This window comes from Comamonas koreensis, assembly GCF_021026195.1.
Lineage (GTDB): Bacteria > Pseudomonadota > Gammaproteobacteria > Burkholderiales > Burkholderiaceae_C > Comamonas > Comamonas koreensis.
Window position 1 is genome coordinate 11,931 of record NZ_JAJNCT010000006.1, and the last position, 13,058, is coordinate 24,988.

General features: G+C 63.7%; 13 protein-coding genes. 3 read left to right on the forward strand and 10 right to left on the reverse strand.

Annotated elements, in window-relative coordinates; all coding sequences use genetic code 11:
- Positions 1 to 273: 273 nt before the first annotated feature.
- From LPW39_RS06820 to LPW39_RS06835, 4 genes are all read right to left on the reverse strand, one after another.
- Positions 274 to 1,440, reverse strand: coding sequence for a mandelate racemase/muconate lactonizing enzyme family protein (locus LPW39_RS06820; protein ID WP_230772955.1), 1,167 nt, complete (start codon positions 1,438 to 1,440; stop codon positions 274 to 276).
- 35 nt (positions 1,441 to 1,475) lie between these two features.
- Positions 1,476 to 2,174 carry an SDR family NAD(P)-dependent oxidoreductase gene (locus LPW39_RS06825; protein ID WP_230772912.1) on the reverse strand — a complete coding sequence of 233 codons (699 nt, stop codon included), beginning with the start codon at positions 2,172 to 2,174 and terminating at the stop codon, positions 1,476 to 1,478.
- The gene (locus LPW39_RS06830; RefSeq protein ID WP_230772913.1) at positions 2,164 to 3,138 is read right to left on the reverse strand and encodes a Bug family tripartite tricarboxylate transporter substrate binding protein; all 975 of its coding nucleotides are present in this window, start codon (positions 3,136 to 3,138) and stop codon (positions 2,164 to 2,166) included. Before LPW39_RS06830 ends, LPW39_RS06825 begins: the two co-directional genes overlap by 11 nt.
- Before the next feature lie 86 nt (positions 3,139 to 3,224).
- Positions 3,225 to 4,163, reverse strand: a complete 939-nt coding sequence (locus LPW39_RS06835; RefSeq protein WP_230772914.1) for a dihydrodipicolinate synthase family protein — start codon at positions 4,161 to 4,163, stop codon at positions 3,225 to 3,227.
- A 123-nt stretch (positions 4,164 to 4,286) separates the two neighbouring features.
- On the opposite strand from LPW39_RS06835, the gene LPW39_RS06840 reads away from it, so the two are divergent.
- Positions 4,287 to 5,288 carry a LysR family transcriptional regulator gene (locus tag LPW39_RS06840; protein WP_230772915.1) on the forward strand — a complete coding sequence of 334 codons (1,002 nt, stop codon included), beginning with the start codon at positions 4,287 to 4,289 and terminating at the stop codon, positions 5,286 to 5,288.
- Between the two features lie 29 nt (positions 5,289 to 5,317).
- Positions 5,318 to 5,875 carry a GNAT family N-acetyltransferase gene (locus tag LPW39_RS06845; protein ID WP_230772916.1) on the forward strand — a complete coding sequence of 186 codons (558 nt, stop codon included), beginning with the start codon at positions 5,318 to 5,320 and terminating at the stop codon, positions 5,873 to 5,875.
- A 130-nt stretch (positions 5,876 to 6,005) separates the two neighbouring features.
- On the opposite strand, the gene LPW39_RS06850 is transcribed toward LPW39_RS06845, so the two are convergent.
- From LPW39_RS06850 to LPW39_RS06875, 6 genes are all read right to left on the reverse strand, one after another.
- Entirely contained in the window at positions 6,006 to 6,629 is a 624-nt protein-coding gene (locus LPW39_RS06850) for an ANTAR domain-containing response regulator (RefSeq protein WP_230772917.1), read from the reverse strand.
- 2 nt (positions 6,630 to 6,631) lie between these two features.
- Positions 6,632 to 7,777 (reverse strand): transporter substrate-binding domain-containing protein, encoded by a 1,146-nt coding sequence (locus LPW39_RS06855; RefSeq protein WP_230772918.1) that lies wholly within the window; start codon positions 7,775 to 7,777, stop codon positions 6,632 to 6,634.
- Between the two features lie 140 nt (positions 7,778 to 7,917).
- Positions 7,918 to 9,720 (reverse strand): nitric oxide reductase activation protein NorD, encoded by a 1,803-nt coding sequence (locus LPW39_RS06860; protein ID WP_230772919.1) that lies wholly within the window; start codon positions 9,718 to 9,720, stop codon positions 7,918 to 7,920.
- A 13-nt stretch (positions 9,721 to 9,733) separates the two neighbouring features.
- Positions 9,734 to 10,576 carry a CbbQ/NirQ/NorQ/GpvN family protein gene (locus LPW39_RS06865; RefSeq protein WP_230772920.1) on the reverse strand — a complete coding sequence of 281 codons (843 nt, stop codon included), beginning with the start codon at positions 10,574 to 10,576 and terminating at the stop codon, positions 9,734 to 9,736.
- A 5-nt stretch (positions 10,577 to 10,581) separates the two neighbouring features.
- Complete coding sequence (locus LPW39_RS06870) at positions 10,582 to 11,064, reverse strand: AmiS/UreI family transporter (protein ID WP_230772921.1); 483 nt, start codon at positions 11,062 to 11,064, stop codon at positions 10,582 to 10,584.
- Between the two features lie 74 nt (positions 11,065 to 11,138).
- Positions 11,139 to 12,176, reverse strand: a complete 1,038-nt coding sequence (locus LPW39_RS06875) for an aliphatic amidase (protein WP_230772922.1) — start codon at positions 12,174 to 12,176, stop codon at positions 11,139 to 11,141.
- Between the two features lie 415 nt (positions 12,177 to 12,591).
- Between LPW39_RS06875 and LPW39_RS06880 the strand changes: the two genes are divergently transcribed.
- Positions 12,592 to 13,020: a hypothetical protein gene (locus LPW39_RS06880; RefSeq protein ID WP_230772923.1), complete on the forward strand. Its 429-nt coding sequence runs from the start codon at positions 12,592 to 12,594 to the stop codon at positions 13,018 to 13,020.
- The last annotated feature ends 38 nt before the right edge of the window (positions 13,021 to 13,058 follow it).

Consider the following 13,058-nt stretch of genomic DNA (forward strand, 5'->3'; position numbering starts at 1 on the left):
GGCTTGGGAGGCCTATGCACAGGCGGTGCTGGCTGGCGTCAAAGGCCTAAGAAACCGCCGAGGCATCCCCTGCTCTCAGCGATAGTTGCGCATGCCCCAGCAGGCATGGCCCAAAAAGAAAACGCCTCGGCTTTGGATAAGCAGAGGCGCGAAAGCGCATAGAAAGCGCGGCTGGGGAAGGCAGTGGCAAGCGTTGCCTGGCGCGACCACTTGCCTATTCTCAAAATAATTGCTGCAAGCGCCCTATTCCAAAGCACTTGCCGCAGGACACAATCAAGACGCCAGCGCCCGCATCTCCGCGATCAGATCGGACTTGCCTTCAAAGCCAATGCCCGGCAGCGCTGGCAGGGTGACATAGCCGTTGTCCACCTCCACGCCATCGGGGAAGCCGCCATAGGGCTGGAACAGGTCCGGGTAGCTCTCGTTGCCGCCCAGGCCCAGGCCTGCGGCGATGGCCAGCGACATCTGGTGGCCGCCGTGGGGAATGCAGCGGCTGGGCGACCAGCCGTATTCCTTGAGCATGTCCAAGGTGCGCAGGTACTCCACCAGGCCATAGCTCAGCGCGCAGTCAAACTGCAGCCAGTCGCGGTCCTTGTGCATGCCGCCGTGGCGGATCAGGTTGCGGGCATCCTGCATCGAGAACAGATTTTCGCCAGTGGCCATCGGGCCTTTGTAGACCTCACCCAGTTTGGCCTGCAGTTCAAAATCCAGCGGGTCACCGGCCTCTTCGTACCAGAACAGCGGGTACTGCGACAGCGCCTTGCCGTAGTCAATGGCGGTCTTCAAGTCAAAGCGGCCATTGGCATCCACCGCCAGTTGCTGGCCCGGGCCCAGGATCTTCAGCACCGATTCAATGCGCTCGCAGTCCTCGGCCAGGGTGGCGCCGCCGATCTTCATCTTGACCACCGAGTAGCCGCGCGCCAGGTAGCTTTCCATTTCCTTCGTCAAACCATCCAGGCCCTTGCCGGGGTAGTAGTAGCCACCGGCGGCATAGACAAACACGCGCGGGTTGGGCGTGCCATTGCCATAGCGTTCGGCCAGCAGCTGGAACAAGGGCTTGCCGGCGATCTTGGCCGTGGCATCCCAGACAGCCATGTCGATGGTGCCGACAGCCACCGAGCGCTCGCCGTGGCCGCCTGGCTTTTCATTGATCATCATGCGGGCCCAAACCTTGTGCGGGTCCAGGTTCTCGCCGGTCTCGTCCAGCAGGCTGCCGGGCTCGGCCTCCAGCACGCGGGGGATAAAGCGGTCGCGCATCAGCGCGCCCTGCCCGTAGCGGCCGTTGGAGTTGAAGCCATAGCCAATGACGGGCTTGCCATCGCGGATCACATCGGTGACCACAGCGACCAGGCTCAAGGTCATCTTGGAGAAGTCGATGTAGGCGTTGCGGATGTCCGACTTGATGGGACGGGTGGATTCGAGGATGTTGACGATCTTCATGGTGGTCATCGGTTGTGAAAATGGTGGATGAAATATCAGCGGGCCAGAGACGAGCCACCACAGATGGCGATGTCCTGCCCGGTAATGGCTGCCGCCGCCGGAGACAAAAGAAAGCCCACCAGGGCGGCGATCTCGGCCGGCTCGATCAGGCGGCCGATGGGTGGCAGGCGCGGCGCACTGCCGGCGCGGGCCGGGTCGTTCAACATGCCGGTCGCCGTGGCTGCGGGCGAGACCACATTTACCGTCACGCCTTGCGCAGCCACCTCGGCCGCCCAGCTGCGCGCCAGCGCGATCAAGGCCGCCTTGGTGGCCGCATACTGGCCGCGCCCGGCCATGCCCTGCGCCACCCGGCTGCCAATAAACACGACCCGGCCAAGGCCGCGCTGCGCCATGCGGGGCACGATGGCATCGGCCAGGCGCGTGGCGGCATCCACATGCAGGCGCCACATCAGCGCGCCGCCGTCGTGGTCCAGCTGGCCCAGCGCGCCCACGCGCAGCACGCCGGCGGCATGCACCAGTGCATCGACGGCGGGCAGATCAGCAGCGGTACGCGCAATGGCGGCGCCATCCGTCAGATCGACCGGCACATGCGCATAGCTGCCATGCACGATGGCGGCCGGCGCCAGGTCCAGCCCCGTGACGCGCCAGCCCGCCGCCAGCAGCGCCTGGGCGATGGCGCAGCCAATGCCGCTGCTGGCACCGGTCACGACGACATGGCTGGCGTCATTCGGCACGGATGTTCCCTTCGCTCACGATCTTTTGCGCCCGCTCGATCTCGCTGCGCTGGAACTTGGCAAAGTCCTCCACGCTGCCGGGGGTGGACAGCAGGCCCTGCTCCTTGAGCTTGGGGCCCATCTCGGCCAGGGCCTTGTTGACCTCGGCGTTCAGGCGCTGCACCAGCGCGGGCGGCGTCTTGGCCGGTGCCCAGAGGCCATACCAGCTGTAGAACGCATAGCCGGGAATGGTCTCGGCGACGGTGGGCACATCCGGCAGGCTGGGCACGCGCTGGGCCGAGGTAACGGCCACCACGCGCAGCATGCCGCCCTTGTGGTACTGGAGCGAGCCAAGGATGGGGTCGATAAAGCCGTCGATCTGACCGCCGATCAAATCCTGTAACGCGGGTGCCGTGCCCTTGTAGGGAACGATCAGGTAATCCAGCCCGCCCGCACGTTTAAGCAGCTCGGTCGACAAATGCCCCGCCGAGCCCAGCGAACCCACGGCAAAGGTCATCTTGCCGGGGTTGGCCTTGCCATAGGCGATGAGCGACTTGATATCGGTCACCGGCAGGTTCTTGTTGATGGCCACCGACAGCGGGGCCTTGGCCACCAGCGCAACCGGCGCAAAGTCCTGCGTCACGTTGTAGGGCACAGACTTGAGGGTCAGCGGCGCCGTGACATGCGTGGAGGCACTGAACAGCAAGGTGTAGCCATCGGCCGGCGCGCGGGCCACCGTCTCACCGCCGATCACGCCGCTGGCACCGGGCTTGTTCTCGATGACAAAGGGCTGGCCCAGCTGGTCGGCCAGCTTTTGCCCCAGCATGCGGCCCACCGCATCGAGCGTGCCGCCCGGCGGAAAGGGGATCACGACCCGCACCGGCTTGGCCGGGTAGGTCTGCGCAAAGCCGCTGGCGGCCAGGGCCAAGGCGGCAGCGCCAATGGCGCTGCGCAAGGCAGTACGGATGAATGCTTGGCGTTGCATGGTGTCTTGTCTCCTGTCGGTTTTTTTTAGATGTAGGACCCCAGGAGCAGAGGACTCATAATCCTCTGCCCCGCTTCAACGGCGGCTTAGCGCTTGAGCAGCCCGGCTTGCTTGACGGCGGCGCGCAGTGCCTCCACTTCCTTCGCATTGGGCGCTTCGGTCGGTGGGCGCACGGTGGCGTCGTCGATCACACCGGCCAGGTACATGCCGCCCTTCATGCGGGCATGGGCCTCGCCGGTGGGCTCGCCCCCGCCATACACGGCATCCTTGAGCGGGGTGATGATGGCCTGCACCTCCATGGCCTTCTTCAGGTCGCCTGCCTTCACGGCGTTCCACAGGTCGATGATCAGCTGCGGAATAAACGTTGCAAAGCCCACCAGCGCGCCGTCCACGCCCTGCACCATCGAGGCGAGCAGGTACTCGTCATGGCAGGTCAGGATGGCCTTGGAGGCATCGGCCTCGCGGATCGCCTGGATGTCGCGGGCGTACTTGTTCATGTCGCGCTGGCCTACCTTGAAGGCCTGCAGGTAGGGCAGCTTGGCCAGGTCGGCCAGCAGCTGCGACGAGTAGGAAGCACGCGTCCAGGCCGGGTACACATGGCAGACCAGGTCGGCATTCGGGGCAGCTTTGTGGATGGCTTCGAAATACTGCAGCGCATGGCCGGAGGTAAAACCAAAGCGCAGCCAGTGGTGCGGGGGCATCACATCCAGCGCGACGGCACCGGCTTCCACCGCAGCGCGGGCATGTTCGGCCGCATCGGCCAGGCCTTCGCAAACGATGGACGAGATCACCGGCATGCGGCCCTTGAGTTCGTCGGCCACAATGCGCGTCACCTCAGCGCGCTCGGCCGGGGTCAGCGAGAACACCTCGCCGGTGTGGCCGTTGGTCATGATCGCGACGACGCCGTCGTGGCCGGCTAGCCAGGATGCGAGCTTGCTCAGTGCGGGCTCGTCAATGCGGTGGTCCGGGGTGAAAGGGCAAGAGATGGCAGGAATAATTCCACGATAATTCGCGATGGCAGGCATGTTTTTGTCTCCGTTAGGGGTGCTGGTGGTCAACGGTGTTCATCATTTCCTAGCGGGTCCCTGCTGTCCAATACCCGAAACGCATACAACTATCTACGAGCCAGGCAGGCTCCAAGGAAACCCATGGGACCCGGCAACCGCCCGCTCGATCTGGAGTGGCTCGAAGACTTCATGGCACTGGCCGATACCGGCAACTTCTCGCGCGCCGCCGAGGCCCGCGCCATCGCCCAGCCCGCCTTCAGCCGCCATATCCGTTCGCTGGAAGACTGGGTTGGCGTGGAGCTGTTTGACCGCAGCGCCCACCCTGCCGCACTCACCCCCGCCGGCCAGCGCTTTCTGCCACTGCTGCAAAACGTGCTGGCCAACCTGGAGGCCGCCCGCATCAAGGCACGCGCCGCGCACGACGCAGCGGCCGCCAGCCTGCGCTTTGCCGCCACCCATGTGCTGTCGCTCACTTTCTTTCCGCGCTGGCTGGTCGGCATGGAAGCGCAGCTGCGCATGGGCCCGATCCAGACGATGAGCGACAGCTCCCTCGCCTGCGAAGACTTGATGCTGCAGCGCCGCGTGCAGTTTGTGCTGTGCCACGGCCACGCCGCCGTGCCCGGCCGCCTGGACGAAGGCCAGTACCCCGTGCTGCGCCTGTCCGATGATTTGCTGTGCCCCGTCAGCGCCGCCGCGCCCGATGCCCCCGGCCAGCCGCTGCACCGCATCGGCCAGCACAGCGCCGTCCCCGTCCTCGCCTACAGCGAAGCCTCGGGCCTGGGCCGCATCATGCGATCGCGCATGCGCGGCATGTTTGCCGACGGTGCCGACGCCGTGCACGCCGCCCAGCCCGGCATGGAGCATGGCGTCGCTGTCGTGTTCACCGCTCACCACGCTGCCTTACTCAAAACCATGGCCCTGGAAGGCCGAGGCGTTGCCTGGCTGCCCCACAGCCTCATCACCGAAGAGCTGCGCAACGGCAGCCTGGTGCCCGCTGGCGACGAGAGCTGGAACGTACCGGTGGAGATCCGCCTGTACCGACAGCGGTCGGAGATGGCACCAGCGGCGGAGGCTTTGTGGGCGCTGGTGCAGGGGCAAAATTCAATCCCCGGCAGCAACCCCCAGCCCATCACAGGCGCCTGAACTCCCGCTGCATTCCAGCGATACCACCAATGTTTCCTGACCGTGTCGACGCCCCCATTCATACACCCCGCCTGAGCTTGCGCCTTGCCGGCCCCGGCGATGGCAAGGCTGTGTATGCTGCCGTCGTAGAAAGCCTGGACAGCCTGCGCGCCTGGCCCACCTCGCTGCCCTGGGCGCTGTATGAGCCATCGGTATCCGCCTCCGAAGACTTCTGCCTGGCGAGCTTGCGCGATCGCGAAAACGGCACGGGCCTGGCCTTTCTGGTGTGGGACCGCGAGCAGCGATTGGTCGGCAGCGTGGGCCTGCACACGATCCGCTGGGACATTCCCAGCAGGGAGATGGGTTTTTGGATGCGCACTGGCATGCACCGAAACGGATTTGCGAAGGAAGCGGTCACGGCAGTGCTGCACTTGGCATTCACGCGTTTGAAAGCGCAGCGGGTGTTTGCGCGCACCGATGAAGACAACGCGGGCAGCCGCGCGACCTGCGCCAGCGCGGGGATGCTGCTGGAGGGGGTGCTGAAAAATGAACGCATCACTCCGTCGGGGCAATTGAAGAACGGCTGTGTCTATGCCTCTACACGGTAGCCGGTGATGGCCGTGATGGGAGGGGCGTAGTTCCAGAGCGATCTTGCTGCTGCGGGCCCTCAACCTCGCCTGGATGCCCTGCGCTCCATAGCCATCTCTGCAGCAGCCCGAGGGTTCTCCGCTGCTGTCACTACTCCGGCTTGCCTTTCATCCCCAACAATTCGCTCGCGCCGATGATGGCCTGGGCGATGTCTTCGACGGATACGCGCTTTTTCATGGCCTGCTCGCGCAGCATTTCGTAGGCGCGGTCTTCGCTGACCTGGTGGGTGGCGATGAGGATGGCTTTGGCGTCGGTCACACGGCGTTGGCCCAGCAGCTTGTTTTGCAGTTTGTGGACATGTTGCTGCATCTGCCGGTGCTCCTTGTGGATCTGCCGCGCAACGACCAGGGTGGAGAGCAGGCCAAAGGAGCGTATCGGCGAAGGCAGGACGGCCTGGGCCTTGAGCTCCAGCACGGCAGACACAATGGTGGGGTTTTCATAGTTCACCACCGCGACCAGCGCAGGCGCCTGCTCGCCGCTCGCCCAAGGCATGCGCAGGTGTAAAAAATCAGGGCGTACCGCCAACAGGACGATGTCCGCGTCGTCCGGCAATTGCTGCACCGGTGGCCAGACGCTGCGCACCTGGCAGCCGATACGCTGGAGCTGCTGGGCCAGCAGCAAGCCATCGGCATCCTCGGGGTGCATCAGGATGATGTGGAGTTGCCGCAGCTCCTTGAGGTGCTGCGAGGTGGCGCGGGGCTGCTGCTGGTTCACGCTCAGACCTCGATCTTCGCCGTCCAGTCGCCCAAGGAATGGGTGACCAGATAAGGGTCCGGCGATACAGCGCGTTTGGCCTCGCGCAGTATGGTGAACGCGCCTTGCGCATTGGCCCGCCCAATGCGCGGGTAGACCCAGGTGTGGTGGTTGCCTGGATCGATGCGCACACGCCCCTGCGGGGCATCAAACTCGCTGCCCAGCAGGTGAGGCAGCAACTCGCTGATGGTGTCGCTGCCCGAACGGCGAAAGGCATTGGCAAACATATGCATCTGAAAATACGAGGCTTCCCAGCACAGATTGGGGCGGCAGTCATCGCCGAACAGCCGTTTGAGGTGGGCCAGGCAGCGCTGGTTGGCGGCAGATGGGATCGACTGGAAATAAGGCGCCGAGGTGATATGGCCAGCAGCGATGTCAAAGCCCATTTGGCCGATCTCGGCCTCCGACGTGGTGAGGCTGCAAATCGGCATTTCTTTGGTGTCGAAGCCCGCATCGGCATAGGCGCGGTAGAGCTTGGCGGTGGAGTCGCCGACCACCGTGGAGAAGATGAAGTCAGGGCGTTTCTGGCGTACATCCTCCATGACGATTTGGTAGTCCTGCTCGGTGGCCGCCAGCGGCAGGTAGCGCTCGCCGAGGATGTCGCCCTCGGGGTGCTGCAGAACCAACTCGCGCAGTATGCGGTTGGATTCATAGGGGTAGATGTAGTCCGAGCCGATGAGGTACACACGCGCACCAAAGCTGCTGGTCATGAAATCGGCCAACTGCACGCTGTTCTGGTTGGGGGCGGCGCCGGTGTAGATGATGTTCGCCGAGAACTCGAAGCCTTCGTAGAGCGTGGGGTAGAACAAGAGCTTGTTCCACTTCTCGACCACGGGAAGCACGGCCTTGCGGCTGCTGGACATATAGCAGCCAAAGATGGTGTTGACGCGGTCGTGCATGATCAGCTGCTCGGCCAGGCGCGCGTACTCGGCAGGGTTGGACGCCGGGTCATAGCGCACGGCCACCAGCTCACGCCCAAGCACGCCGCCGGCGTTGTTGATTTCGTCGATGGCCAGCAAGCTGCCTTGCAGCTGCGATTGACCGATGGTGGACGTGGTGCCGGTTTCCGAAAAGAGAATGCCGACGCGCAAGGGATCGTTGTTTGCCAAAACCTGTCTCCTGGTCTGTCCCCCACCATGCTTTGGGCGATGGAGCGGGCACGGTGAAATGGCTGCAAGCCAGCCAGCTTAGCGCAACTGCGGGCGCCGGCATGCCTGTTCTGTGCCAGGCTGGACAGCGCCCTGCGCATCTAACGCCCAGCGGCCAGGCGCGCGCCCATCCTGGTCAGGCGCGGCACCAGTTGCGGGGCGTCGTCCGCGATGTCGTAACCCCGCCAGCCAAAGATGTGGCGCACATAGGCATCGGCCTGGGCATCGACGGCCAGACAGCAAATGCGCACACCGGCACGCTTGGCCTCTTGAACAGCATGCCGCGCGTCTTCGATCAGGTAGCGCTTGTCGTGCACATCGATATCGTGGGGCGCGCCGTCGGTGACCACCAACAGGCTGCGCTGCCCTTCGGGTTCGTTGCGCAGCAGGCTGCTGGCGTGGCGCAGGGCCGCGCCCATGCGCGTGGAATAGCGCCCGCGCACCGCCTGGATCATCGCGGCCGTGGCGCTGCTGTGCACCTGGCCAAAATCCAGCAGGCGGTAGTAGTTGACTTCGGCACGGGTGTTGGACGAGAACGCATGGATGGCCAGGCGTTGCGCGCTGCCCAAGCTGGCCTGCGCCAGCAGCAATGCGGCCTGCTTCTCCAACGCCAGCAGGCTCTGGCCCTGCGGGCCGATGTCGTTGACCGATTCGGAAATGTCCAGCAGCACCAACATGCTGCCAGGGCGTGGACCCTTGCCGCTGCGCATGAAAAGGCGCGGGTCGGGGCGCAGCTGCATACGCATGTCCACCTGCACCTCAATGGCCGCATTGAGGTCCAGCGCATCGCCCTCCCACTGGCGGCGGAGCCGGTGGTGCCGGTCGAGCACGCGGGGATGGGGCAACGCCAGACGGTCGACTCTGCTGGTACTGGAGAGGCGCGATCCGCTGATCTCGCTCAGCCCCTGCCAGGCGGGGAGTTTTTCGATCACCTGGCACCAATCGGGCTTCATGTGTTCGCGCTGGCAGTCCCATTCCGGGTAGTGAAAGCGGGCAATCTCGAACTCTTCGGCCGCCTGGGGCGTTTGCGCAGGCTCGGGTGGCTGTTGCGCGTCTCTTGGGCGCGCCGCCCGCAATTGCGCGGCGGTCTGGGGCAGATGCAAGGCCTCGTCCTGGTTGTCTTCGGATTCGGGATGTTCCCAGAGGTAGCTGTTGTCATCCCGGTAGAGCGTGGGCCCGGCGTAGTGCTGTGGATCCATCCGCACGCGCATCTGGCCAAGGTCATTGGCGAGGATGGAGGAGATGGCACGGAATGCCGCATAGTCTTCAAGCCCATGCCTTTGCACCGTGTCTTCAAAAAGCTGCTGCGCCTTGCTGACCCAGTGGTTGGCGCTGTGGCTGCCCGCCAGCAGCAAGATCCGGTCCAGCCGCGCCATGAAGGCGACGAAACCCAGGTTGTCAGCCTCGGGCTCAGGCGCGATCTGCGTCTGGAACCAAGGGCGTATGCCGGGGTAGTCGCGCAGCAACAGGCGCTCGGCGCGGGCGTCTTCTATCGCAGAGACGACCGCCAGGCCCATGGGCTTCAAGGCCTGGCTAGGCTGGCGCGCTGGCGAATGCAGCAGATGCGCCGCAGCATGCGCGACCATCGCGGTGTGCCGGTGGCTACGCTCAGCGTCGGGCACACCGTGCAGCGGCGGTAGCACCAAGCGCACTGCGCTTGAAGATGCCCCCTCGTCTGCAGGCAGCACAATGGCACGCTGCGCGGAGGCAGGTGGGGCCGCTGCGCCACCCAGCAGTCCGCCCGCCTGCTGACGCGGGCTGACAACCTGCAACGGATGGACTTGCACCTGCGTCAACGCCAGACAGGATGCCAGCCTGGCCAGGCGCTCAAAAGCCGGTGTGTCGTCGTCGATCCAGGTGGGGGCGGAGCGCTCGCTGTACAGAGGCGCGGATGGTGGGGCCATGGCGGTGTGCGTCCTAGTTACCAAATTTGGCTTGCACGAGTTTCTTCAGCGCCTCGGTGGTGTCAGGGTCATCCGTCAAGGCCTGGGTGATCGTCATGTCGCAGCTGTCGGCGGGCGATACGCCATCGCGTATCAGCAAGCCGGCATAGATGAGCATGCGGGTGGAGGCGCCTTCATCCAGGCCATGGTGTTTGAGCGCGCGCGTGCTGTGGGCCAGCGCGACCAGCCGCTCGGCCTGCGCACGTTCAATGCCCGCTTCGTGCGCGACGATGTCGGATTCGGTGGCGGCGTCGGGGTAGTCAAACTCCAAGGCTGCAAATCGCTGCCGCGTCGAGGGCTTCATGTCCTTGGCGCTGCTCTGGTAGCCGGGGTTGTACGAGACCACCAGCTGAAAATCCGGATGTGCATGCACCACTTCCCCCTTCTTGTCGAGTGGAAGCACGCGGCGCGCGTCAGTCAGCGGATGGATGACGACCGTCGTGTCCTGCCTGGCTTCCACCACCTCATCGAGGTAGCAGATGGCACCGTAGCGCACGGCCATGGTGAGCGGCCCGTCATGCCAGGCCGTGCCATCGGCATCGAGCAGGTAGCGGCCGACCAGGTCAGAGGCGGTCATGTCTTCATTGCAGGCCAGGGTAATGAGCGGGCGCTGGAGCGCCCAGGCCATGCGCTCGACAAAGCGCGTCTTTCCGCAGCCCGTGGGGCCTTTCAGAATCAGCGGCATACGGTGCCGGTAGGCTTGCTCGTAGAGCGCGATCTCATTGCGGGCGGGCCGGTAAAACGGCTCTTGGGCCAGACGGTACCCGGCCAGCGGGTCGTCGCCGCGAGCGGCTAGCAGAGGGTCTTTTGCGTTCATCATGTTCACCATTTCCCCATCAACAACATCAAGCCTGGAATCCAGCAGGTCCCTATGCCCACCAGCACCATGTAGGCCGGCAGAAAGCGCAGCTGCCAGCCGAGCCCCAGCGCAAGAAAGAAGAAAAACCACAGGCTCGACCAGACCAGCCACATGGCGATGACGCGGACATCTGCTGCGGCTGCGGCAAAGGCCAGCGCACTGAGCGCTACAAACAGGCAGTACCAGCCCAAGCCCACGCCTTTGAGCGCCCACCACTGCACCACCGCCAAATACAGGTAGGTGAAAGCAAAAAGCAGGCCGCCTGCGGCAGCAAAATAACCAGCGTCCGAATCTGCACGAAGCATGCCCATGGCATTGAGGAACAAGGCTAGCAAACCCACGAGCAGATTGAAAGGCGCAGAGTCCCGCGCGTCGATGCGGCCGCTCAGGCCCACACCGTTGACGATCAGCACCGCGCCAATGAAAAAAAGTGCAATACCCAGCATATTTGTCTCCTTGTTTTTTATCTGGCGGCATGGCTGTTCGGTACCGAGCGGCCATGCCCACTGGGGTTGCGGCTTTAGCGGTGCTGGGGCGCTTCGTGTGGAATCCCTTCTATGGGGCATTCAGGCGTGCCCACCGTCGTGCGCGTGAACGACTCGACCATCTCCCGCGTTCCCTCGGGGTCGTTGACCCACTGGCTGTAAAAGCTGTAGGGGCAGGCGGCAACGCCCTTGTCGCCATCGCCCGAATTGATCGTGCCGGTGTAGCCGCGGTGCACCAATTTGAAGAGGTGGTTCTGCGACTGGCCGTTCTTGCGTGCATCGCGGATCAGTGATTTGGACAGCTCCGCGTACTGGATGCCCATTTCCTCTTCGCCGGTCTCGCCCAAGGTGCGGCCGTCAAAACCGATGATGGCCGAGTGACCGAAATAGGAGTAGACACCGTCAAAGCCAGCCGCATTGGCCACCGCCACGTAGGTGTTGTTCATGAACGCCATGGCCTTGGACACCATGATTTGCTGCTCTTTGGCCGGGTACATATAGCCTTGGCAGCGGACGATCAGCTCGGCGCCACGCATCGCACAGTCGCGCCAGATCTCCGGGTAGTTGCCGTCGTCGCAGATGATCAGGCTGATCTTCATCCCCTTGGGGCCTTCGCTGACGTAGGTGCAGTCGCCGGGATACCAGCCTTCGATAGGCACCCAGGGCATGATCTTGCGGTACTTCTGCACGATCTCGCCCTGGTTGTTCATGAGGATCAGGGTGTTGTAGGGCGCTTTGTTGGGATGCTCTTCATGGCGCTCGCCAGTGAGCGAGAAAATCCCCCAGACATTGGCCTTGCGGCAGGCATCGGCAAAGATGGCCGTCTCTTCACCGGGAATGGCAGAGGCGGTCTCGTACATCTCCTTGGCGTCGTACATGATGCCGTGCGTCGAATACTCGGGGAACACCACCAGGTCCATGCCCGGCAGCCCTCGCTTCATGCCCACCACCATGTCTGCGATCTTGCGGCAGTTCTCCAGCACCTCCGCCTTGGTGTGCAGGCGGGGCATCTTGTAGTTGACGACGGCAACCCCTACGCAATCATTGCTGCTCGAAATATCTCCGTGTCTCATGGCTGTGCTCCAAGTTAAGTAGAAAAAAGTGCGGTGCGACCTGTCCGGCTGGCAGCCGCCGCGCAGGGGTTTCAGAGCAGCGAAGGCAAAGCTCCGCCAGCGAACCAAAGGCCTGGTCCGAAAAACGGGAATGCAAAAGCGGACAAAAAAAAGCCCGAACCGACTCTGGAATGAGTCGATTCGGGCTTTATTGCCGGACATCTGCGCTGGCAACCTTGGCAGCTGATGTCAATATCTGCAACGAAATCTGCGTGGCGTTTGTCCGCCGCCAGACCATGTTAGAGCGATTGTGGCGATGGCCGCCTAGAACATCTACCGGTTGCAGCCGCCTAGCGATGGTGGTAATCGGCAAGGGGCGCAACGAGAAAATGGGCAAGCACAAAGCGAACCTGGAACAAAACCATGGCGCATCTGCGTGCAGCGTCACGCTTCGAATCCACCGGACATCTTGTTGATCGGCTACATTCGCGATCGTGCCCTGCAGCAGTTGGCCAGCCATCTGCCAATGGCATCACCCCTAAATCACCGCAAGGGAATCTCTTCCACCATGAGCCTTGTCACCGATCTTCTCGCCGGCGTTGCGGAGTTCTTCGCCGATGTATGGTTGTTCAGGCGCCAGCGCCAAAAGCGGGGCCATGCCGAGCGCCCTATCGCCGATGACGCCATGGCAGTCGCGCATTTCGATGTCGTTGCCTTGCTGTGGATTGCACTGGTCTGCGTTGGCTTGATGTTTCTGCTGATCTTTGGCTTTGGCGTGCCGGTGGTTTGGGGCGTCGGCATTGGTGTGGTGGTTGCTGCGGTATGGGGCTACAGAAAATACGCCCAGATGCTCCGCGATGCGTGAGAGCAGTGGGATCCAAGCGCAGCCGGGCTGACATCGCC